We start from the raw sequence: 22505 nt of genomic DNA on the forward strand, positions 1-22505 counted from the left end.
TTTTATTTGTGCCGATCCGGCATGCTTTCAGGTCCGCCTTTTTCAGGCGCGGCTCTTGCCGCAGGCCAAATTCAACTGAATTTCAGCAGCCCCGGATGGTCCGCGTTCTCGAATATCCGGCGGACGCGGTCCTGCCATGCGTTGGCGAAAGCGGCCTGCTGCTCCGGCGATGCGTTGGCCTCCATGGCTGCGAACAGTTGCGGCATGATGCCGGGCGGCGCCGGCACCACAGAGGCATCGAAGCTGACCGTGATCGCCGCCCCCGTATCCAGGCGCTCGAAGCGGATGTCGCCATCGATGGGCTGTTCGAAACTCAGCAGCCGGCGCCGGTCGAACCGGCCGCGCAAGCCCTTGAAGCCCGTATCGACGGTGGCGCCCGTGAGGAAGCCCACCACGCTGGCGATCACGCCCGTCACTCCTTCGAGGGCGCTGTTCCGGAAGGCGGCCGAAATGGCGCCGCGCGTAGGGATCTCATCGCCGTGAAGCCGCCTGAGCGCTTGCGTGGTCATGAGCCATGCCCCCGCCACCGTCGGACAGGAATGGCCGGTCACCTTGACCGTCTCAGCATAGGAATACTCTATCAAGCCGTCATCGGCCGCGCCTAGCAGTCGCGCAAGCGGATCGCGCAGCGTGATGGTGGGGATTTCGTCGAAAAAACGGGGGTGAGCCATGATGTGTCCTTGTCGCGGGCGAACCGTGGAGTATCTTGCATCCACTCATCCACTGTATCGCGGCGGGCGCAGGACGTCCCGATAGGCCCGGCCTGCATCATGGTTTTAGGCGTTCGTGCCGGGGAAGGTGTCTTCGAACTGCTGGACGTCTCCCGTGAGCGAACTATCGTAGCCGGCCAGTTGCCCGATATAGCTGCGATATTCCCTGCTTTGCATGATCTGCAGCAGGGCCTGCATCGAAGGGTTGTCCAGGTTCCTGCGATCCAGCGCGAAGAAATAGCGCTCCTTGACCAGGGGAATGAAGTCGAGCCCGAAGCGGCGCGCCGCGGTCTCCACGCCGATGCCTACGTCCGCCATGCCGCTGGCGATATGCGCGGCAATCGCCATATGCGTGAATTCGTTGGTGTCGTATCCCTGGACCTGGTGCTCGCCTATGCCCTGTTCCGCGAGCATCAGGCCTGTGAGGCGGCGCGTGCTGGAACCGATCTGGCGATTGACGAAGCGCACATCGTTGCGGGCCAGGTCCGCGATGCCCCGGATCTTCTTGGGGTTGCCCGCCTCGACGAACAGGCCGGCGTTGCGCACGGCCAGGTGGATCAGGCAGTGCTGCTTCGGACGTATCCAGTCCAGGTAGTGGGCGAGTATGTCCGGCTCGAACCGGCCCAGGGGGATCTGGAACCCGGCCAGGTCGCACTCGTGGCGTTCCAGGGATGCCAGCGCTTCGCTAGCCGTGCGGTAGCGCAGTTCCATGCCCGGGCTTCTGCCTTCCATGTGCTGCATCAGGGCCTCGACGGCGAAGCCGTGGCTGGCGTGCAGTCGCAAAGGCTGGTCATTCCGGGGCAGCAGTCGCTCCAGCTCTTCCTGCAGTTCCGATGCCAGGCTTTCCAGCGTGGGCATGAGCCGGGCCTCGATCCTGCGGTTGGCCCAGAGCAGGCGTGAGGCGAAGGGTGTCAGCGCAGTGCCCTGGCGCCGCCGGGTCAGCAGCAAGGGAACGCCGAAGAGCGCCTCGAAGCGCCGCAGCGTGCCCCAGGCATGGCGATAGGACAGATTGCAGGCCTTGCATGCGCCCGTGATATTGCCGGTGGCATCGATGGCGGCAAGCAGGGACAGCACCTCGGACAGGGAAATGGCACTCGTCTTTTGCTGCAGCAGCCATTCCGGCTGCAGTCCGATGCGAAAAGATTTATATGTCATTTTTTTCCTATTGAGTGGCTTGATGAACGCTGATAAATTGTAAATAAGGCGATCAAATCGCTTTATATATGAAATAGTAAGCATAAATAAAGCCTGCCGGATATTCAAGGCAGAGGACGGATTGCCGGCCCTGGCTGTATCGGCGCAGGGACGGCATCCGCGCCGGCGTGTCGTGCATGGCGGAAGACGGTTGCGAAGGAGAAAACATGAGCAGGAAAGCCAGCGTGGATCTGGCATCGACAGGCGGCGCGCGCGGCGGCAGTCTGTCGCTGGAAGAGGCGGCGCGCTTCGGCGATACCGCGATCGCTGTCGCTGCGAAGGCGATTGCAGCGCACAGGAATCGTCCCGGGGCCTTGCTGCCCATTCTGCACGATATCCAGGACGCGCTGGGTTATGTGCCCGAGGATTGCGTGGGCCTGATCGCGGAAAACCTGCAGCGTTCGCGCGCCGAAGTGCACGGCGTGCTGACCTTTTATCCTCACTTCCGCCGGGCGCCCGCTGCCGGCGCCGTGGTCGGCGTTTGCAGGGCGGAGGCCTGTCAGGCGCGCGGGGCCAACGAGCTGATCCGCCATGCGCAGGCGCGGCTTGGCTGCGGTTTCCATGAGGCCGGCGCCGATGGCGAAGCCACGCTGGAGCCGGTCTACTGCCTGGGATTGTGCGCGCAAGGGCCGGCGATCGAAGTCAATGGCGAGCGTCACGTCCATGTCACGCCTGAACGTTTCGATGCCATTCTGGAGCGTGCGCGCTACGGCGGCAGGGAGGCGTGATGGCGGCTACGATTTTCGTGCCCTGTGATTCGGCGGCATTGGCCGCCGGCGCGGACCGGGTGGCCGCCGCCGTCGAGCAGGAGGCGGCCAGGCGCGGGCAGGACGTGCGGGTCGTGCGCAACGGTTCGCGCGGCATGCTGTGGCTGGAGCCTCTTGTCGAAGTGCGGACGCAGGCCGGCCGCATCGCCTACGGGCCGGTGCAGCCCGGCGATGTGCCGGGGCTGTTCGATGCCGGCTGGCTCGATGGCGGCGGGCATGCGCTTTGCCACGGTCCGACCGACGAGATTCCCTATTTGCGCGAGCAGGAACGCCTGACGTTCGCCAGGGTAGGCATTACGGATCCCTTGTCGCTGGCGGACTACGAGGCCCACGGCGGCTGGCGCGGCCTGCGCAATGCGCTGGACATGGCGCCGGAGGCCGTAGTGCAGGCGGTGATGAATTCGGGGCTGCGCGGGCGCGGCGGCGCAGCCTTTCCCACCGGCATCAAGTGGAAGACGGTGCTGAGCACCCCCGCATCGCAGAAATACATCGTCTGCAACGCGGACGAGGGCGACTCGGGCACTTTCTCGGACCGCATGCTGATGGAAGGCGATCCCTTCGCCCTGATCGAAGGCATGGCGATAGCCGGGCTTGCGGTCGAGGCCACGCAGGGCTTCATTTATGTGCGGTCCGAGTACCCGCATGCCATCGCCGCGCTGAATGCGGCCATCGACATTGCGCGGCGGAACAACTGGCTGGGAGACGATATCCAGGGCAGCGGCAAGGCTTTCCATCTCGAAGTCCGCAAGGGAGCGGGAGCCTATATCTGCGGCGAGGAAACTTCCCTGCTGGAAAGCCTGGAGGGCAAGCGCGGCGTCGTCCGCGCCAAGCCGCCGCTGCCTGCGATTCAGGGGCTGTTCGGCCAGCCCACGGTCGTGAACAACGTGATTTCACTGGCAACGGTTCCGGCCATCCTGGCCAATGGAGCGGCATGGTATCGCGACTACGGCATGGGCCGGTCGCAGGGCACGCTGCCGTTCCAACTGGCCGGCAATGTCAGGCATGGCGGCCTGGTGGAAAAGGCATTCGGCGTGACGCTGAATACGCTGCTGCATGATTTCGGCGGCGGCAGCGCGTCGGGCCGGCCGTTCCGCGCGGCCCAGGTGGGAGGGCCGCTGGGCGCCTACCTGCCGGTATCGCAATGGGACACGCCCATCGATTATGAAGCGTATGCCGCCATTTCGGCCATGGTGGGGCATGGCGGCGTAGTGGCGTTCGACGATACGGTCGACATGGCGCAGATGGCGCGCTATGCCATGGAGTTCTGCGCCATCGAATCGTGCGGCAAATGCACGCCTTGCCGCATCGGTTCGACGCGAGGAGTCGAGGTGATCGAGCGCATCGTCCGATCCGACGGCGAAGCGCGCGAACGGCAGCTTGCCTTGCTGAATGACCTGTGCGACACCATGCTGGGCGGTTCGCTGTGCGCGCTGGGCGGCATGACGCCATTTCCCGTGCAGTCCGCCATCCGGCACTTCCCCGAGGATTTCGGCCTCGATCCGGCTATGTCCGCCTGTGCGGACTGAGACAAGGAGACTTCCCATGCTGGAAACCGTACTGATGCGCGAGCGCGACCTGGGCACGCCGGCGCGAGAGTCCGCGCAAACGGTCGTCCTGACGATAGACGGCTTCGAGGTGACCGTGCCGGAAGGCACGTCCGTCATGCGCGCGGCCGCGGAATATGGCATCAACATCCCCCGGCTGTGCGCGACGGACAGCCTGGAGGCATTCGGCTCCTGTCGCCTGTGCCTGGTGCAGATCGAAGGCAGGCGCGGCTATCCGGCCTCGTGCACCACGCTGGTCGAGGACGGCATGGTCGTGCATACGGAAACGCCGAAGCTGCGCGACCTGCGCCGCAATGTGATGGAGCTGTATATCTCCGATCATCCGCTCGATTGCCTGACCTGTCCGGCCAACGGCGATTGCGAACTGCAGGATATGGCCGGCGTCGTGGGCCTGCGCAATGTCCGCTACGGGCAGGACGGCGCCAATCACCTGGATGCCGCCAAGGACGAGAGCAACCCGTATTTCACCTACGATGCTTCCAAGTGCATCGTCTGCAACCGCTGCGTGCGCGCCTGCGAGGAAACCCAGGGCACGTTCGCGCTGACGATTTCAGGACGGGGGTTCGATTCCCGCGTATCCGCGGGCCAGGACCAGCCGTTCCTGGAGAGCGAATGCGTGTCCTGCGGCGCCTGCGTGCAGGCCTGTCCGACGGCGACGCTGCGGGAAAAAAGCGTCATCGACCTGGGCCAGCCCGAGCATGCCATCCTCACCACGTGCGCGTATTGCGGTGTGGGCTGCGGGTTCCGGGCGGAAATGAAAGGTCAGACGGTGGTGCGCATGGTGCCCTGGAAGGATGGCAAGGCCAACCGCGGGCATTCCTGCGTCAAGGGCCGTTTCGCCTGGGGCTATGCCACGCACAAGGAGCGCGTGCTCAAGCCCATGATCCGCAACCGCATCGACGAGCCGTGGCGCGAGGTGTCGTGGGACGAGGCGCTGAATCATGCCGCCTCCGAATTCCGGCGTATCCAGCAGGCGCATGGCCGCGACTCCATCGGCGCCCTGACCTCGTCGCGCTGCACCAACGAGGAAACCTGGCTGGTGCAGAAACTGGTGCGCGCGGCCTTCGGAACGAACAATGTCGATACCTGCGCGCGCGTCTGCCATTCGCCCACAGGCTATGGGCTGAAGCAGACGTTGGGCGAATCCGCCGGTACGCAGACCTTCGATTCGGTCATGAAGACGGACGTGGCCATCGTGATGGGGGCGAATCCCAGCAGCGCCCATCCGGTGTTCGCTTCGCGCCTGAAGAAGCGGCTGCGCCAGGGGGCGAAGCTGATCGTCATCGATCCGCGCCGCATCGAGCTGGTCAGCTCGCCGCACATCAAGGCCGACTATCATCTCCAGGTTCGTCCCGGAACCAATACGGCGCTGCTGACGAGCATGGCGCACGTCATCGTGACGGAAGGCCTGGTGGCTGAAGACTATGTGCGCGAGCGCTGTGAAACCGAGGCATTCGAACAGTGGCGCGCGTTCGTGTCCCGGCCCGAGAATTCTCCCGAAGCCATGGAAGAGGCCACGGGCGTGCCGGCGGACCAGGTACGAGGCGCCGCGCGTCTCTACGCCATGGGCGGCAACGGTTCCATCTACTACGGCCTGGGCGTGACAGAGCACAGCCAGGGATCCACGACGGTCATGGCCATCGCCAACCTGGCCATGGCCACCGGCAATATCGGCCGGGAGGGCGTGGGCGTGAATCCGTTGCGCGGACAGAACAATGTGCAGGGTTCGTGCGACATGGGATCCTTCCCGCACGAGCTGCCGGGTTATCGCCATGTATCCGATGACGGGGTGCGGAGCCAGTTCGAGGCGGATTGGGGCGTCGTGCTGCAGCCGGAGCCGGGCCTGCGCATTACCAACATGCTGGACGCCGCCCTGGAAGGCAGTTTCAAGGGGCTGTACTGCCAGGGCGAGGATATCGTCCAGTCTGATCCGAACACGCAGCATGTGGCCGCCGCGCTGGCCGCCATGGAATGCATCGTGGTCCAGGACCTGTTCCTGAACGAGACCGCGAAATACGCCCACGTCTTCCTGCCGGGATCCTCCTTCATGGAAAAGGACGGTACCTTCACCAATGCCGAGCGCCGCATTTCGCGCGTGCGCAAGGTCATGGAGCCGCTCAACGGCAAGGCGGACTGGGAGATCACCGCCGCCTTGTCCAATGCGTTGGGCTATCCCATGGACTATGCTCATCCCAGTGAGATCATGGACGAGATCGCGCGGCTGACCCCGACCTTCGCTGGCGTCAGCTACGATAAGCTGGAAAGACTGGGCAGCCTGCAGTGGCCGTGCAACGACGATGCGCCGGAAGGCACGCCCACCATGCACATCGATGCCTTCGTCCGGGGGAAGGGCAGGTTCATGCTGACGCAGTATGTTCCGTCCGACGAGCGCAGCACGCGGAAACTCCCATTGCTGCTCACCACGGGCCGCATCCTGTCGCAATACAACGTCGGGGCGCAGACGCGCCGCACGCCCAATGTCAGCTGGCACAGCGAGGACTTGCTGGAAATCCATCCGCAGGATGCCGAGGACCGCGGCGTGGACAGCGGCGACTGGGTCGGCATCCGCAGCCGCTCGGGGGAAACGGTGCTGCGCGCCATCGTCACCGACCGCGTGCCGCCCGGGGTGGTCTACACTACATTCCATTTCCCCGAGTCGGGGGCGAATGTCGTGACGACGGACAGTTCCGACTGGGCGACCAATTGCCCGGAATACAAGGTGACGGCGGTGCAGGTCATGCGGGTCTCGCAGCCTTCCGACTGGCAACGCAACTGGTCGCGGTTCAATGATATTCAGGAAATGCTTCTGAAAGCGCGAGAGACCGGCGGCCAGACCGTCGCCGGCAAATAGAGCAGGAGAGCGGAACATATGGACGATACGGTGGATGCATCAGGGCGAAGCGGCGGGGATCGCGGCTTTTCCCCCTTGTCTTCGGCATTCGACGGCTTGCCGGACGATGCCGCGCCGGCGCGTGTCCGGACAGACGTGCGCCGCACCGTGCTGCGGGTCAATGAAGACATGGCGGAACCCGCCGGGGAGCAAACGGACCGGCTGGCGGCGGAGGTTCCCGTCGCGCTGGAGTTCAATGGCATCAGCTATGCGGTCATGCTGGCGACGCCGTCGGACCTGGAGGATTTCGCCACGGGCTTCGCGCTGACCGAGGGCATCATCAGCCGCGCGTCCCAGATCTACGGCATGGAGGTCGGCGAGTCGTGCGACGGCAAGGGGATCGTGATCAGCATCGAAATTTCCAGCGCCAGCGAACACGCCCTGAAGATGCGCCGCCGCTCCTTGAGCGGGCGGACAGGCTGCGGGCTGTGCGGCGTGGAAGCCCTGCCTGACGCTGTGCGTCCCATCGCTGCGGTCGAGGCCGATGTACGCGTGCGCGTGTCGCGCCTGTTCGAGGCGCTGCAAGCCATGCGCGGACGGCAGTCGCTGTTCCAGGCGACGGGCGCCACGCACGCAGCCGGCTGGGCGGATGAGGAAGGCCGCGTGCATTGCGTGCGCGAGGATGTCGGCCGCCACAATGCGCTGGACAAGCTGATCGGCGCCATGCATCGACAGCAGGAATGCGACCCGTCATCCGGATTCGCGCTGGTGTCCAGCCGCGCCAGCTTCGAAATGGTGCAGAAGACGGCGGCGGCTGGCATCGGAATGCTGGCGTCGGTCTCCGCGCCGACCTCGCTGGCCGCCGATCTGGCGGCGCGCCTGAACGTGGCGCTGGCCGGTTTCGTGCGCGAGCGCCAATGCGTGCTGTATGCGCATGCGCACCGATTTGCCGTGCGCGAGGCCATGGTCCCGGAGGAAGGCGCGAAATGAGCGGTCACGGGAACCTGGTGCGCATGGCCAACCGGATCGGGCAGTTTTTCGAGGCTTATCCGGACGAGCAGGAAGCGCTGGAGGGTATCGCGAATCATATCGAGAAGTTCTGGGAGCCGCGCATGCGCAGGCAATTGCTGGACTTTCTCGACGCGCATCCGGATGGACGGAGTCCCGGGGAGGAATCCCTGCGTCCTCTCGTGTTCAAGGCTGTCAGTCAGCATCGGGTGCGATTGAGCCCCGGCAATTGAAGCCTGCCGCCGACGTGGCGCCATGGGGCTTGTGCCCGGCGCTGGCGGGCTCGGGGCCAGGCAGCCCTAGTCCGGGCGGACGGTTCGCGAAGCGATTTCGGGCACGAAGCGGTAGAGCAGATTGGGCTCACTGGCCAGGTAGATCGTGCCGTCCGCGCCCAGCGCAAGGCCTTCGGCCTGCGGCATGAGAGGATCTCCGGAGCGGGCCCCGATGCGTTGCGTGCTCACGGGTATGCCCTGGGAGTCGAATTCGAGCAAGGTCTGCGACTGCTCGCTGAGCACCAGCAGATGGCCCTTTTCGGTGTCGAACTCCACGGAAGACAGGTCCCTGGCGAATTGTGCGCTATCCAGCCAGCGGCTCAGGTCGTGCACCACGGCATGTTCCGTGCTGCAGTCCGCGGATGCCGAAGGGCATAGATTGTCGATACGGAACAGGGCGCGCGGCGACTGTTCTTTGACCGCATACAACTGATCCCGGACGGAGTCGTATCCCAGTCCTTCCAGGCCGGAGTTGTCATCCTCGGGCGGGATCAGGCGCAGCGATGGCGCACCCTGCAGGTCGATGGGGCCGGGCTGATCGGGCAGGCGCAGCAGGAGAATGTCGCCCTGTTTCTCGCTGCTTACCGCGACGCGCCCCTGTCCCAGGTAGGCGATGCCTTCGGCATCGGAAATTCCGTGCAGCGGATAGCTATGGCTATAGCCGCCATCCAGGGACAGCGCCACGATTGCGGCCGGACGGTTGATGACTCCGAGCAGCAGGTTCCGGTCATCGGCCAGGCTAAGCCCGGACAGATTGCTCTCGATTTCGGGGATGGCGCGCACGGATGCCAGCCGGTAGCCGGGCAGCCAGCGGGCGTGGCTCCGCCAGGCGGATTGGTTCCACAAGGCCTTGTCCGCGTGATTGCCCGCCAGCATGCTGATCAGGCTGTCATGCCAATGCAGATTGCGAATGGCATGATAGGCGCCGAAGGCAAGCGCTCCTGTCAGGGGAAGTGCGATGAGCAGGTGCCGGAAGATGCGGGCGGATCGTTGGGCGATGCGTGAGCGGGTCAAGGTTTCGGGCCTGCTGGTGAAGCGAAGCGGCTTGCGGAAAGCTTCATTCTATAGGAGCTCCGAGTTTTTGCGAAACTGGAACTTTATTGTAAATGTTTCTATTTGTCATTGATTTCATGAGGGATTTTTTCTTTTTGCAAATGTAAATACGGGCTGCAAGGGTGTTCGAGCACCGCCATGGCCGGTATGATTTTTCTTTTTTGCGAACGATGGACATTCGCGTTCATCTTCGGGGAGATCAATGACGAAGTTCTTGTTCAGCATGGCGGCGCTGCTGCTGTCCGTGGCGGCGCAGGCCGATACGGTCTGGATGGTCAACGGCGACCGGCTGACTGGCAAGGTCACGCTGCTGGACGGCGGCAAGCTGCTGCTGGAGACCGATTACGGCGGAACTATCGCCCTGCAGTGGGACAAGGTGCGGGAGCTGGAGACAGATGAACCCATGCAGTTCCGCATGCCGGACCTGCCCGTCGACTACCAGGCCAGGCTGGAGACTTCCGGAGAGGCGGGGAAAGTGATCCTGGCGGGCAGTGACCAGCGGCGTGAAATGGCGCTGACGGAACTGGACAGCATCGTTCGTCCGCATCCGTTCCTGGGCGACTGGAGCTTCGGCGGCACGGTCGATCTGGCCGGCGACTGGCGATTGAATTCCCACCGCAGCCAGGATTTTTCCGTGGCTGGCAACTTCCAGGGCCGGCACGGCCTGTGGAGGCACAGCCTGCGCTGGGATTATCTCAGGAAAAAACAGGATTCCGATCTGAAATCCCATCGCTACAACGGCGCTTATACGCTGGATCGCTTCGTTTCCCGGCGCATGTTCTGGCAGGGGCGCGCGCAGTACGACCGCGATTTCCTGGAGGATCTCTCGCGTCGTTCGCTGCTGGGCTTCGGCCCGGGCTACCAGTTCTGGGACGACGAACTTGGCGCCTTTTCCGTATCGGGCCTCCTGGCCAAGGTGCGGTTCGGCTACCGTACGGCGGACGATGCCAATTTCTACGCGCTGGGCATGGGCTGGGACTATATGCGCTATTTCGGCGGCAAGCAGTTCCAGCTATTCACGCATGGCGAGTTCTATCGTCCCATCGGCAATGATGCCGACTACAACCTGAAGGCGGAGGTGGGCCTGCGCTACCTGGTGACCAACTGGGCCTCGCTGTACGCCAAGGCCACGCGCAGCCAGGTGGCGGGCGCCCTGGAAAATGTGGCGGAAACGCGATTTTCCGTAGGCCTTGGCGTAACCTGGTAGCCAAGCGCGCAATGCGTGCAAAAATCCTTGACTTGTCTTCTAAATCGCCCTACGATTCGCGAGCTAGATTCTCAAGTTCGTACAAAGTTTGTACTTCAGTACCGTTCCAACAGTACCGTAGCTCTGATTTTTACACCTTGACAATCTTCTATCTGGGCAAAGTGCCCGTCTTTTTTAGGGATTGCAGACATGCAGACAGAAACCGGTATTGTTAAATGGTTCAACAACGAAAAGGGCTTCGGCTTCATCAAGCCTGAGTCGGGCGGCAAGGACCTGTTCGTCCACCACACCGACATCATGGGTTCGGGCTTCAAGTCGCTGGAAGAAAACCAGCGCGTTTCCTACGTTGCCGCCGAAGGCCAGAAGGGCCCGCAAGCCAAGTCGGTCCAGGCCATCTGATCGACTGCTACACGTAGCTGAAATCAAAAACCCGCCGAGTCAAACCGGCGGGTTTTTTCATATGCACGGGGCTTGTTTCATGCAAGCAGACGCTCCAGACAAGGAGCGCCTGCTTGCATTACGGCTTGCGGTTAGTTGAACTCGCGGTGATAGGTCTGCAGGCGCTCGACTTCCTGCCGGGAGCCGAGGATGACGCCCACGCGTCCATGCAGGCCCTGGGGCTGGATGTCCAGTATGCGGTTTGCGCCATCGATGGCGGCGCCGCCGGCCTGCTCCACGATGAGGCTCATGGGATTGGCCTCGTACATCAGGCGCAGCTTGCCGGCCTTGCCCGAGGAGCGCTGGTCCCTGGGATACATGAAAATGCCGCCGCGCGTCAGGATGCGGTGCACGTCGGCCACCATCGAGGCGATCCAGCGCATGTTGTAGTTCTTGCCCAGCGGGCCTTCCTGGCCGGCCAGGCATTCGTCGATGTAGCGCTTCACCGGCGTCTCCCAGTGGCGCATATTCGACATATTGATGGCGAACTCCTGGGTCTGCTCGGGGATGCGCATCTGCTCGCTGGTCAGGATCCATTCGCCCAGGTCGCGGTCCAGCGTGAAGCCGACGACGCCGCGGCCGAACGTAAGCACCAGCAGCGTTTGCGGGCCATAGACGGCATAGCCCGCAGCTGCCTGCTTCGACCCGGGCTGGAGGAAATCGCTTTCCTGGATATCGGCGTTTTTCCCGATGGATTCCGGAGCCCGCAGCACCGAGAAGATCGTGCCGATGGAAACGTTGACGTCGATGTTGGAGGAGCCGTCCAGGGGATCGAACAGCAGCAGGTACCGCCCAAGCGGCGCTGAAGCCGGCATTGGGTGGAAGGTTTCCATTTCTTCGGATGCCATGCCCGCCAGATAGCCGCCCCAGGCGTTTTCCTGCAGCAGGATGTCGTTGGACATGACATCCAGTTTTTTCTGGACTTCTCCCTGCACGTTTTCGGTGCCCTGGCTGCCCAGCACGCCGCCGAGCGCTCCCTTGCCCACGGCATGGCCGATGCGCTTGCAGGCGCTGGCCACCACTTCGACCAGTTGGCGCAGGTCGGCGTCGATGGCGCCGTGGTCGCGCTGCTGCTCCAGCAGGAATTGTGTCAGTGTGATTTGTGTCATGTTTCGGGTTTCCAGGCTACTGGGCCGACAGGGCCTTGTTGACGATTTCGGAAAGATTGGACGACAGGGCGGGCTGCGACTGGATATGCCGCCACGCCTGCTGCAGGCTGTCGCGAAGTACGGGCGTGAAACGCTGCCAGTTCTCGAAGACGCGCGCCAGGCGGGACGAGATTTCCGGATTCAGGGCGTCCAGCGCCAATACCTGCTCGGCCCAGAACGAGTGGCCCTCGCGCGAATGGACGTTGCGCAGGTTGTTGGTGCAGAACTGGAAAATCAGCGAGCGTGCGCGATTGGGGTTGCGCAGCGAAAAATCGGGATGCGTCATCAGTTGGCGGACATCCGCCAGCGAGGTGGCCGCGGAGGCGGCCTGGACGGCGAACCAGCGGTCGATGACGAGCGGATTGTGCCGCCATTGCGTGTAGAAATGCTGCAGGCGTTCGCTGCGAGCCTCGGGCGTGCCGTACTGCACCAGGGCGCCCAGGGCGGCCATACGGTCCGTCATGTTGCGCGCGGCGTCGTAGTGCTCCAGCGTCAGCTCCTGTCCCCCCTGGCCGCCGGCGGCCATCAGGTATAGCAGCGCGAGATTGCGCATGGAGCGCTTGCCGGAGGAGGCCGCGTCCGGAGCATAGGGGCCGTCGATCCTGTTGTCCTCGTAGGCTGTCATCCAGAAGGGAGCCAGCGCGTCTCCCAGCTTGCCGATCAGACGGCGGCGCGCTTCGACGACTGCCAGCGGATCGAGCGGGCTGGTCTTCTCCAGCAGCTCGCGCTCCGCGGGAAGGGACAGGATGCGACTGCGGTAGGCGGCGGTCAGCGAGCCGTCCTGCAGCAGGGCTTCCCAGGTGTCGATCAGCAATTGCTCGTCCGGGCTGCCGCTTTCCGGTCGGCTGATGCTGTCCAGCAGCACCCTGGTCGCCAGCGACTGCGCGGCCTCCCAGCGGGCGAATGCGTCCGTGTCGTGACGGGCGAGCAAGGCGAGTTCCTGCGGCGTGCGCTCGTACTCGACGATGACGGGGGCGGAAAAGCCGCGCAGCAGTGAGGGCACGGGCTGCTCGGCGATGTTTTCGAACGTCCAGGTCTGGCTTTTTTCGCGCAGCTCGAGCAGCGCCGTGGCCTGTTTTACACCCTTGTGCGTCAGTGAAAGTTCCTTGCCCTCGCCGTCGAGCAGGCCCAGCGCGAAAGGAATGTGCAGCGGCAGTTTCTCGACAGGAGGGTTCTGCCGCGTTTCGATGCCGACAGGAGGATTGCGCTGTTCCAGGGTGACGCGCAGGGTCTGGGCGGCGGCGTCATGAGCCAGCGTGACCTTGACGCGCGGTGTGCCGGCCTGGCTGTACCAGCGGCGGAACTGTTCCAGCGTGCTGCCGGGGTTCTGGCGCACATAGACCGATTCCATGGCGCTGAGGAAATCGTCGCAGGTGACGGCCTGGCCGTCGTGGCGGCGGAAGTATTCGTCCATGCCTGCGCGGAACCCTTCTTCGCCCAGCAGGGTGTGCTGCATGCGGATGATTTCCGCGCCTTTCTCGTAGATGGTGGCGGTGTAGAAATTGCTGATGGACTGGTAGCTTTCCGGCCGGATGGGGTGAGCCATCGGGCCCGCATCCTCGGGGAACTGCGCGATGCGCAGCGCCGTGACATCGTCGATGCGCTTGACCGCCCTGGCGCTTTGCGCCTCGGCTTCGGGCAGGCCGTGCGTCATCATGTCGGCGGAAAACTCCTGGTCGCGGAAGACGGTCAGGCCTTCCTTCAGCGAGAGCTGGAACCAGTCGCGGCAGGTGACGCGGTTGCCGGTCCAGTTGTGGAAGTATTCATGCCCGATCACGGCTTCGATGGCATGGTAGCTCGCGTCCGTGGCGGATTCCGGATCGGCCAGCACATAGGCGGAATTGAATACGTTCAGGCCCTTGTTCTCCATGGCGCCCATATTGAAGTCGCGGGCGGCCACGATCATGAAGCGGTCGAGGTCCAGTTCCAGGCCGAAGCGGGTTTCGTCCCAGCGCACCGAGCGCACCAGCGAGTCCAGCGCCCATTCGGTCTGGTGCTCGGAACCGTGGTCGCTGTAGACCTGCAGCAGCGCGTCGCGCCCGCTGCGGGTCTGGATCGTCTGTTCGCGGCAGGCGAAGTCGCCTGCGACCAGGGCGAACAGATAGCAGGGCTTGGGATGGGGGTCTTCCCATACCGCCTCGTGCCGGCCGTCCGGCAGGTCGCGCGATTCCAGCAGGTTGCCGTTCGACAGCAGCAGGGGATAGCGTTGCTTGTCCGCGCGTAGCGTAACCCGGTAGCGGGACATGACGTCGGGGCGGTCCGGAAACCAGGTGATGCGGCGAAAGCCTTCAGCCTCGCATTGCGTGAACAGGCTGTTGCCGGAGACATACAGCCCCATCAATTGCGTGTTGTCTGCGGGCCGGCACAGGCTGGTGATTTCCAGCGTGAAGGCGGGCAGGGTCCCGGGCGCCAGGGTCAGGGTGTTTTCCGTCAGCGTGTATTCGTCGGGAGACAGCGTCCGGCCATCGAGGGCGACCTGCTCCAGAGTGAGGTCTTCGCCGTTCAGGACGAGCGCCTGGCCGGAAGCATCAGCGCTTTCCACGCTCAGGCGCGTGTGCACGCGCGTGGCATCCGCCTGCAGGTCGAACTGCAGATCCGCGTGGGTGATGCGATAGGGGTAGGGACGGTAGTCGTGACGGGAAATGGATTGTACGGAATCGGTGCGCATGAGTCTGGCCTGCAAACATTCGACAAGCGGCTATTGTAGTGCCTGGCGAATCCCGGCGGTCTGCATGCCATGCGGCGTAGCGCGGGCCGCAGGCGCTGGGCGGAAGCGTCTGTTACATATCGGCGGTTTCAGCGAGTATCAAGAATGACACGCAATACGAATTACATGAGAAACTTCCTCCGGCGGCGACTGTCGAAATCTTTGTCGCCATGAAGCGGCCGATCGCCCGGGCAGTGTCCGGCGGCATGCCATTCTTCCTATATCGGCGCACTCGGAGAAAATGATGCAGAAGGATCATCTGTTTGTCAGCGCTCGAATGATGAGCCTGAAATTGCTGGCGCTTGCCGCTATGGCGGTGCTGTTGGCCGGCTGCGCATCGACGCTTTCCGCCCGGGTCACCAGCTTCCAGCAATGGCCCGGCAACGTCGAGGGGCAGACTTACCGGCTGGTGCCGGGGCCCTCGCAGGATGCATCGGGCCTGGAGTATCAGGCGTTCGCCGATATGCTGCGCGCGTCCATCGGCCCGACGGGTCTGGTGGAGGCCGCCGCGGGGCGGTCGGCGCGTTTCGACGTGAGCTTCCATTATGAAAATCCGGTGACCCAGACCTGGGTCGAGCGCTATGACGATCGCTTCTATCCCGGCTTCTCTCCCTTCTGGGGATACTACGGCGGCTATTACGGCTGGGGAGGCGGCATGTTCTATTCCCCGCCCGTCGTCTCCGTGCCGGTCGATGCCTACAAAAACCAGTTGACCGTCACGATTACCGATAATCAGCAGAATGGGCGGCAGGTATACCGCTCCAGCGCTGTGAACGAAAGCCTCAACGATAATCTGGCGGGCATCATGCCTTATCTCGCCCAGGCGGTGTTCGATGGATTCCCCGGCAATAACGGGCAGGTGCGCACCGTTCGATATCAACTGGACTGAATAAAGGCGCCCAGGGAATGGCGGCCGATAATGAAAATGGCCCGGAAATTTTCCGGGCCATGTTTCAGGAAGGTCGGGCGCGTCGCCGGTCAGGCGATCAGGAATTGCTCGCGCTTTTTGCCCTGGGCTTCGGCTTCGGAGATCCAGCGCGGCGCCTTGCCGCGGCCAGTCCAGGTGTCGCCTGTTTCGGGGTTGCGGTACTTGGCCGGAATGACGCGCTTGGCCGCTTTCCTGGGGGCAGCCTTTCCGGCGCCGCCCGTACTGGCTCTGGGTGAGGTTTTCTTGCTGTAGGCCGCAGAAATCTCCGCAGGTGTGATACTGTATTCTTTCATGGTGCGGATGATTTGCGCGATGACCGGATTGCGCTGCTTTTGCTGCAGCGCTTCGGCCTGTTTTTTCAAGCGGGCGATTTCCCGCTCGATGCGCTGTTGTTGCGCAGCATAGTTTTTTGGCTCATTCCCTTGTGTCCTGAATAGAAATCAATGACCCTGTCACGGCCGATTGTGATCGATATGCCGATGCTGTTGCATGGGCGGAAATATTCTAACTGAATCGGATATCGAAAATCGGTTCGTGCTCGTTTTTATCCAGGTGTTTTATATCGGAATGCCAATAAAACAGGGCGAATGTATTTTTGTATTTTTGATGGAAATCAAATCAAGTCAGCCTCAATAAAATAAAGCCGACTTTGTCTGATTGAATGCCGGCGTGGCATCGCGCCCCTGGTTTTCGGAATAATGGAATCATGCAAACCAAACCTGTTTCAACAAACGAAGTAAATCAGAATGGCGGCAATCCATACAAAGTCGCTGCCATTCAGATGGTTTCTTCCACCCGCCCCGAGGATAATCTTGCCCGGGCTGGAAAACTGATTGCCGAAGCCGCCGCCGCAGGCGCCCGGCTGATTGCGCTGCCCGAGTATTTCTGCCTCATGGGCAGCCACGACCACGACAAGGTCGGCATACGGGAGCCGCATGGCGGCGGCGTGATCCAGGATTTCCTGCGCGATCAGGCGAAGCGGCACGGCATATGGCTCGTGGGCGGAACCCTGCCTCTTGAAAGCGGAGAGCAGGACCGCATCTACAACACTTCCCTGGTCTTCGATCCGGAAGGCAGGGAAGTGGCGCGGTACGACAAAATCCACCTGTTCGGCTTTTCGCGCGGCGACGAATCGTATGATGAGTCCGTCAGCATTCGTCCTGGGGATATCGCGCCGAGGACGTTCGACTCGGATATGGGCAAGGTCGGCCTGGCCATCTGCTACGACCTGCGCTTTCCCGAGCTGTTCAGGGCGTTCGGCGACGTGTCGCTGATCGTGCTGCCCGCCGCATTCACCTATACGACGGGTTCGGCGCATTGGGAGCTGCTGCTGCGCGCCAGGGCGGTCGAGAACCAATGCTATGTGCTGGCGTCCGCGCAGGGCGGCAGGCACGAGAACGGCAGGCGCACCTGGGGGCATTCCATGCTCATCGACCCCTGGGGCAATGTCGTCGACCGCGTGGAAGAGGGCGAGGGCTTCGCCATCGGTACAATAGACAAGGCGCGATTGTCCGCCACCCGCGAATCGCTGCCCGCGCTGAAGCACAGACGGCTTTGACGGCCGCGGCATTGTCCGCGATGAGCATCGCCCGCGGCATGTCCGGCTGGCGCTTCCGAGCAGCATCCGGGCTGCGAGGCGCAGCGCGGGCCTTTTTTCCGTTTCTTGAGTTTGCGATCCGAATGAAACCTGTTGATCCTGCTGTCCAATCCCTGGCAATCGCCAAGAACGTTCTCCTGGACCCCTGGGGGCTGGATGAGGGCGATCTGGCGCGCGCGCTGGGCGAGATATTCACGCACAAGGTCGATTACGCCGACCTGTATTTCCAGTACACGCGCAGCGAAGGCTGGAGCCTCGAAGAGGGGATCGTCAAGACCGGCAACTTCTCCATCGAGCAGGGCGTGGGCGTGCGCGCCGTCAGCGGTGAGAAGACCGCGTTCGCTTACTCGGACACCTTGTCCGCCGAAGCCCTGCTGTCCTCGGCCAGGGCCGTGCGCACCATCGGCAGGCAGGGGGCGGGCAGGCAGAAGATCATTGCCGCGCAGCCCGAGCCGCGCAGTCTTTATCCCGCCATTGATCCCGTGAACAGCCTGCCGTCGCCCGAAAAAGTGGCCTTGCTCGGCCGGCTGGAAGCCATGGCGCGCGCCGCGGATCCGCATGTCATCCAGGTCATGGCCGGACTGGGCGCGGAGTATGACGTGATCATGGTGGCGGGCAGCGATGGCCGCCTCGTGGCCGATGTCCGTCCCCTGGTGCGCCTGTCGCTGACAGTGATCGCCGAGCGCGATGGCCGCCGCGAAATGGGCCATGCGGGCGGCGGCGGACGTACCGGCCTGGCCTATTTCACCGACGACATCCTGCGCGAATATGTGCGCAAGGCCGTGCACGAGGCCATGGTCAATCTCGAGGCCAGGCCGGCGCCCGCGGGTGAAATGACGGTCGTGCTGGGTTCCGGATGGCCGGGCATCCTGCTGCACGAGGCGGTGGGTCACGGTCTCGAGGGCGATTTCAACCGCAAGGAATCCAGCGTGTTTTCCGGGCGCATCGGCCAGCGCGTGGCGTCGAAAGGCGTGACGGTCGTGGACGACGGCACGCTGGCGGATCGCCGCGGCTCGCTGAACGTCGACGACGAAGGCAACACCACGCAGCGCACAGTGCTGATCGAGGACGGCATCCTGAAGGGCTACATGCAGGACATGACCAATGCCAGGCTGATGAAGGCATCGGTGACAGGCAATGGACGCAGGGAGTCCTACGCGCACCTGCCCATGCCGCGCATGACCAATACCTACATGCTGGCAGGGCGGACACCGCCGGAGGAAATCATCGCTTCGGTCAAGAAGGGGCTGTATGCTGTCAATTTCGGCGGGGGACAGGTGGATATCACCAGCGGCAAGTTCGTTTTCTCCGCCTCGGAAGCCTACATGATCGAAAACGGCAAGGTGACCTACCCGGTCAAGGGGGCGACGCTCATCGGCAACGGACCGGATGCGCTGACCCGCGTGCCGCTGATTGGCAATGACCTGCAGCTGGATTCGGGCGTGGGCACTTGCGGCAAGGAAGGGCAGAGCGTTCCGGTAGGCGTCGGCATGCCGACCATCCGCATCGACGGCATCACGGTGGGCGGCACCGCCTGAGGGGCCCCGGCCGCCTTGAACGGAAGGCCGGTGCATCCCGAATGCAACAGATTTTGCCTGCGGCGGCATGAAGCTGCTATAATTTTCTGTTTCTTGCCCGACTCACGGGGGATTTTCCGTGGGCGGGCTGACCCTTTCCCGGCTCGTGCAGGACGCGATACGGGGAAGATATCCACAAGGAGTGTTGTTTATGCGTCACTACGAAGTAGTGTTCATCGTGCATCCCGATCAAAGCGAGCAAGTGCCCGCCATGATCGAGCGTTACCAGGCCGTCGTCACCGGCCAGGGCGGTTCCATCCACCGTCTGGAAGACTGGGGCCGTCGCCAACTGGCATACCCCATTCAGAAGCTTGTCAAGGCTCACTACGTCTGCATGAACATCGAGTGCGGCCAGGCTGAACTGGACGAGCTCGAGCATGCTTTCCGCTACAACGATGCCATTCTGCGTCACCTGGTCATCAAGACCAAGAAGGCCCAGACGTCGCCTTCCGTGATGATGAAGTCCGTCGAGCGCGAAGAAGCCCGCAAGGCTGTTGCCGAAGCAGCTCCCGCCGAAGCCGAAACGTCGGACAGCGCCGAGTAAGGCGTGCTTCGAAGCGGCGTGAACCAGGTCGGCATCACGGCTGTCGTGCTCGAGGTAAAACCTCTGCGCTACACGCCCGCAGGCCTTCCCGCAGTGGAAATGCTGCTGGAACACGAGTCGGAAGTCATTGAGGCGGGGCAAGCGCGCCGCGTGCAACTGACCATCCCGGCAATCGCTCTCGGAGACATCGCTCTGCTGCTGGCGGACACCCCGCTGGGCGCCGGTCTTGCAATCCAGGGTTTCATCGCCCAGGCCCGCAAAGGCTCCAGCAAGGTGGTTCTGCACATTCAGCAAGCGAACCGAAGTTTCCCCGGCGCAGCTACGGCTGTCGTCTGACAAGACATATATTCCAGTGCGCGGGCTTCAATCATTACGCGCGATGCACTGATCAACTTTACCCGTCCTCCCCGCAGGGGCGGACTTCGAAAGAGGCACATCATGGCTTTTATCAAACGTGGCAAGGATAACAAGCGCAAGTTCGCGCAACAGAACCCCCTGTTCAAGCGCCGCAAGTTCTGCCGCTTCACGGCGGCCAACGTCGAAGAAATCGACTACAAGGATCTGGACACGCTGCGCGATTTCATCCAGGAAAACGGCAAGATCATCCCCGCACGCCTGACCGGCACCAAGGCGCACTACCAGCGCCAGCTGGACACCGCCGTCAAGCGCGCGCGCTTCCTGGCCCTGCTGCCCTACACCGACAACCACAAATAATCGGAGCCCATTGTTATGCAAGTCATTCTGCTTGAAAAAGTCTCCAACCTGGGCAACCTGGGCGAGGTGGTTCGTGTCCGTGATGGCTACGCCCGCAACTTCCTGATTCCCCAGAAGATCGCCCGTCGCGCAACCGACGCCGCCCTGAAGGAATTCGAAGCGCGCCGCGCCGAGCTGGAAAAGGCGCAAGCCGAGAAGCTGGCCGCAGCCCAGTCCGTCGGCGAGAAGCTGGCAGGCCAGACCGTCACCATCCTGCAGAAGGCCGGTGTCGACGGCCGCCTGTTCGGCTCCGTCACAACCCAGGACATCGCCGCCGCGCTGGCCACCCAGGGCTTCGAAGGCATCGCCAAGTCGCAGGTTCGACTGAGCGACGGCGCCATCAAGGCTGTCGGCGAGTTCCCTGCGCAGGTCGTCCTGCACGCGGACGTCGTTTCCGACATCACCATCGTGGTGCAGGGCGAGATCGCCTAAGCAGGCACGAAGCGTTTTTTTGCCGTAGTATTTATCAATTTCGGCAATTTGGCGCATACAGCTACGGCAGGCTTGCCGCAGCTTCAAAAAGCCGGCGCAAGCCGGCTTTTTTATTCGAGATCATTCAGAGTCAGGGGGCGGTTTTGCAAGAGCTGAAGACAGGTACCGATCCGCAACTGGATTACCTTCGCGTGCCGCCGCATTCGGTAGAGGCCGAGCAGTCCGTGCTGGGCGGTCTGCTGCTGGACAACGCAGCCTGGGACAGGGTCAGCGACATCCTCGGGGAGGAAGACTTCTACCGGTTCGACCACCGCATCATCTGGCAGCACATCGCGCGCCTGATCGGTCTGTCGCGCCCGGCCGACGTTGTGACGGTGAACGAATCCCTGGTCAGCTCCGGAAAGGCGGATGACGTCGGCGGCCTTGCCTATCTGAATGCGCTTGCGCACAACACGCCGTCGGCCGCCAATATCCGCCGCTATGCGGAAATCGTGCGTGAGCGCTCCACGCTGCGCAAGCTGGTTTCCATCGCCGACGAAATCTCCGCGGGCGCGTTCAATCCGCAAGGCAAGGAAGCGCGGCAGTTGCTGGACGAGGCGGAGTCCAAGGTGTTCCAGATCGCGCAGGAAGGCGCCAAGGGCAATGGCGGCTTCCAGGATATCCAGCCGCTGCTGGCCCAGGTGGTGGAGCGCATCGACGAGCTGTATCACCGCGAGGGCGATTCCGATATCACCGGCGTGCCGACGGGATTTTCCGACCTGGACCGCATGACTTCGGGCCTGCAGGCCGGAGACCTTGTGATCGTGGCGGGGCGCCCCTCCATGGGCAAGACCTCGTTCTCCATGAATATAGGCGAGCATGTCGCCATCGAGCAGGGCCTGCCGGTCGCCGTATTCTCCATGGAAATGGGCGCCGTGCAACTGGCCATGCGCATGGTGGGTTCGGTCGGCATGCTGGACCAGCACCGCATGCGTACCGGCAAGCTGACGGCGGACGACTGGCCCAAGCTCACCCATGCGGTCCAGCAGGTGCAGGAAGCGCAGATCTACATCGACGAGACGCCGGCGCTCAGCCCCATGGAAGTCCGCGCGCGCGCGCGCCGCCTGGCGCGGCAATGCGGGCAGCTCGGGCTGATCATCATCGACTACCTGCAGCTGATGTCCGGAAGCGGCGGTGGCAACGAGAACCGCGCAACGGAAATCTCGGAAATCAGCCGTTCGCTGAAGGGTTTGGCGAAGGAACTCAATTGCCCGCTGATCGCCCTGTCGCAGCTGAACCGGAGCCTGGAGCAGCGCCCCAACAAGCGGCCCGTGATGAGCGACCTGCGCGAATCCGGGGCCATCGAACAGGACGCCGACCTGATCCTGTTCATCTACCGCGACGAAGTCTACAACCCCGACTCCCCGGACAAGGGAACGGCGGAAATCATCATCGGCAAGCAGCGTAACGGCCCGATCGGCACTGTGCGACTGACGTTCCAAGGGGCGAGCACGCGCTTCCTGAACTTTACGTCGGGGATGTAGCGCCAAATCGGCGCTCAGGCAGGAATAAGCGTCAGATGCCCGACGGGCGCATGCGTGGCGTGAACCCGGATTTCAATGTCGTAGCCCAGCCGGTTCAGGCAGTCCATCAGCTTGCGCTCGGAAAAGTTGGAAAACCCGCCGCGCAGCAGCGCGGGCCGTGATCGACGATGGGTGCATGCACAGTGAATAATTTATGGGACATGCGGCAATCGCTTCCATGATGTAGTGGAATGGGGAATGCAATGACTCTAC

21 protein-coding genes and 1 pseudogene are annotated in these 22505 nt (G+C 63.0%); 15 read left to right on the forward strand and 7 right to left on the reverse strand.

The annotated features are described in order from the left end of the window. Positions 1-71: 71 nt before the first annotated feature. Together EV686_RS10555 and EV686_RS10560 are read right to left on the reverse strand one after the other, a co-directional pair. On the reverse strand, positions 72-671 hold the full coding sequence (locus EV686_RS10555) for a hypothetical protein (RefSeq protein ID WP_132476773.1): 600 nt from the start codon (positions 669-671) through the stop codon (positions 72-74). 105 nt (positions 672-776) lie between these two features. Next, the gene (locus EV686_RS10560; protein ID WP_132476776.1) at positions 777-1865 is read right to left on the reverse strand and encodes a substrate-binding domain-containing protein; all 1089 of its coding nucleotides are present in this window, start codon (positions 1863-1865) and stop codon (positions 777-779) included. 206 nt (positions 1866-2071) lie between these two features. On the opposite strand from EV686_RS10560, the gene EV686_RS10565 reads away from it, so the two are divergent. The 5 genes from EV686_RS10565 (at position 2072) to EV686_RS10585 (ending at position 8307) form a co-directional block, all read left to right on the forward strand. Continuing rightward, entirely contained in the window at positions 2072-2632 is a 561-nt protein-coding gene (locus EV686_RS10565) for a formate dehydrogenase subunit gamma (protein ID WP_132476779.1), read from the forward strand. Then, a complete protein-coding gene (locus tag EV686_RS10570; RefSeq protein WP_132476782.1) occupies positions 2632-4197 on the forward strand; it encodes a formate dehydrogenase beta subunit in 1566 nt (521 codons plus the stop codon). Before EV686_RS10565 ends, EV686_RS10570 begins: the two co-directional genes overlap by 1 nt. A gap of 16 nt (positions 4198-4213) precedes the next feature. Next, complete coding sequence (fdhF, locus tag EV686_RS10575) at positions 4214-7087, forward strand: formate dehydrogenase subunit alpha (protein ID WP_132476785.1); 2874 nt, start codon at positions 4214-4216, stop codon at positions 7085-7087. Between the two features lie 168 nt (positions 7088-7255). Beyond that, a complete protein-coding gene (gene fdhD / locus EV686_RS10580) occupies positions 7256-8056 on the forward strand; it encodes a formate dehydrogenase accessory sulfurtransferase FdhD (RefSeq protein WP_132476946.1) in 801 nt (266 codons plus the stop codon). After that, on the forward strand, positions 8053-8307 hold the full coding sequence (locus tag EV686_RS10585) for a formate dehydrogenase subunit delta (protein ID WP_132476787.1): 255 nt from the start codon (positions 8053-8055) through the stop codon (positions 8305-8307). Before fdhD ends, EV686_RS10585 begins: the two co-directional genes overlap by 4 nt. A 66-nt stretch (positions 8308-8373) precedes the next feature. On the opposite strand, the gene EV686_RS10590 is transcribed toward EV686_RS10585, so the two are convergent. Further along, a complete protein-coding gene (locus EV686_RS10590) occupies positions 8374-9360 on the reverse strand; it encodes an SdiA-regulated domain-containing protein (protein ID WP_132476789.1) in 987 nt (328 codons plus the stop codon). 241 nt (positions 9361-9601) lie between these two features. Between EV686_RS10590 and EV686_RS10595 the strand changes: the two genes are divergently transcribed. Both EV686_RS10595 and EV686_RS10600 read left to right on the forward strand, forming a co-directional pair. After that, complete coding sequence (locus tag EV686_RS10595; protein WP_132476791.1) at positions 9602-10606, forward strand: DUF481 domain-containing protein; 1005 nt, start codon at positions 9602-9604, stop codon at positions 10604-10606. Positions 10607-10795: 189 nt separating this feature from the next. Continuing rightward, a complete protein-coding gene (locus EV686_RS10600; protein ID WP_132476793.1) occupies positions 10796-11005 on the forward strand; it encodes a cold-shock protein in 210 nt (69 codons plus the stop codon). A 131-nt stretch (positions 11006-11136) separates the two neighbouring features. Here EV686_RS10600 and EV686_RS10605 read toward each other — a convergent pair whose 3' ends face one another. Beyond that, positions 11137-12153 (reverse strand): class 1 fructose-bisphosphatase, encoded by a 1017-nt coding sequence (locus EV686_RS10605; RefSeq protein WP_132476795.1) that lies wholly within the window; start codon positions 12151-12153, stop codon positions 11137-11139. Positions 12154-12169: 16 nt separating this feature from the next. Then, positions 12170-14860 (reverse strand): aminopeptidase N, encoded by a 2691-nt coding sequence (pepN, locus tag EV686_RS10610; RefSeq protein WP_132476797.1) that lies wholly within the window; start codon positions 14858-14860, stop codon positions 12170-12172. A 280-nt stretch (positions 14861-15140) separates the two neighbouring features. Here pepN and EV686_RS10615 point away from each other — a divergent pair, with 280 nt between their 5' ends. After that, entirely contained in the window at positions 15141-15788 is a 648-nt protein-coding gene (locus tag EV686_RS10615; RefSeq protein WP_243650842.1) for a DUF4136 domain-containing protein, read from the forward strand. 89 nt (positions 15789-15877) lie between these two features. Here EV686_RS10615 and EV686_RS10620 read toward each other — a convergent pair whose 3' ends face one another. Further along, positions 15878-16189 (reverse strand): H-NS histone family protein, encoded by a 312-nt coding sequence (locus EV686_RS10620; RefSeq protein ID WP_243650843.1) that lies wholly within the window; start codon positions 16187-16189, stop codon positions 15878-15880. Between the two features lie 344 nt (positions 16190-16533). Here EV686_RS10620 and EV686_RS10625 point away from each other — a divergent pair, with 344 nt between their 5' ends. The 7 genes from EV686_RS10625 to EV686_RS10655 all read left to right on the forward strand — a co-directional run bounded on the left by EV686_RS10625 (position 16534) and on the right by EV686_RS10655 (position 22253). After that, entirely contained in the window at positions 16534-17385 is an 852-nt protein-coding gene (locus tag EV686_RS10625; RefSeq protein ID WP_132476801.1) for a carbon-nitrogen hydrolase family protein, read from the forward strand. 122 nt (positions 17386-17507) lie between these two features. Continuing rightward, positions 17508-18962 (forward strand): metalloprotease TldD, encoded by a 1455-nt coding sequence (gene tldD / locus EV686_RS10630; protein ID WP_132476803.1) that lies wholly within the window; start codon positions 17508-17510, stop codon positions 18960-18962. Between the two features lie 190 nt (positions 18963-19152). Further along, positions 19153-19545 (forward strand): 30S ribosomal protein S6, encoded by a 393-nt coding sequence (gene rpsF, locus EV686_RS10635; protein WP_132476805.1) that lies wholly within the window; start codon positions 19153-19155, stop codon positions 19543-19545. An 18-nt stretch (positions 19546-19563) separates the two neighbouring features. Beyond that, positions 19564-19881, forward strand: coding sequence for a primosomal replication protein N (gene priB, locus EV686_RS10640; RefSeq protein ID WP_132476950.1), 318 nt, complete (start codon positions 19564-19566; stop codon positions 19879-19881). Positions 19882-19983: 102 nt separating this feature from the next. After that, positions 19984-20259 carry a 30S ribosomal protein S18 gene (gene rpsR, locus EV686_RS10645; protein WP_132476807.1) on the forward strand — a complete coding sequence of 92 codons (276 nt, stop codon included), beginning with the start codon at positions 19984-19986 and terminating at the stop codon, positions 20257-20259. A 15-nt stretch (positions 20260-20274) separates the two neighbouring features. Beyond that, on the forward strand, positions 20275-20730 hold the full coding sequence (rplI, locus tag EV686_RS10650) for a 50S ribosomal protein L9 (RefSeq protein ID WP_132476809.1): 456 nt from the start codon (positions 20275-20277) through the stop codon (positions 20728-20730). Between the two features lie 152 nt (positions 20731-20882). After that, a complete protein-coding gene (locus EV686_RS10655; RefSeq protein WP_132476952.1) occupies positions 20883-22253 on the forward strand; it encodes a replicative DNA helicase in 1371 nt (456 codons plus the stop codon). A gap of 14 nt (positions 22254-22267) precedes the next feature. Here the strand turns inward: EV686_RS10655 and EV686_RS10660 are convergent. After that, a pseudogene (locus EV686_RS10660) lies at positions 22268-22402 on the reverse strand (XRE family transcriptional regulator); the annotation flags it as partial. Between the last annotated feature and the right edge of the window lie 103 nt (positions 22403-22505).

It is taken from the genome of Paracandidimonas soli, assembly GCF_004342005.1.
Taxonomy (GTDB): Bacteria; Pseudomonadota; Gammaproteobacteria; order Burkholderiales; family Burkholderiaceae_B; genus Paracandidimonas; species Paracandidimonas soli.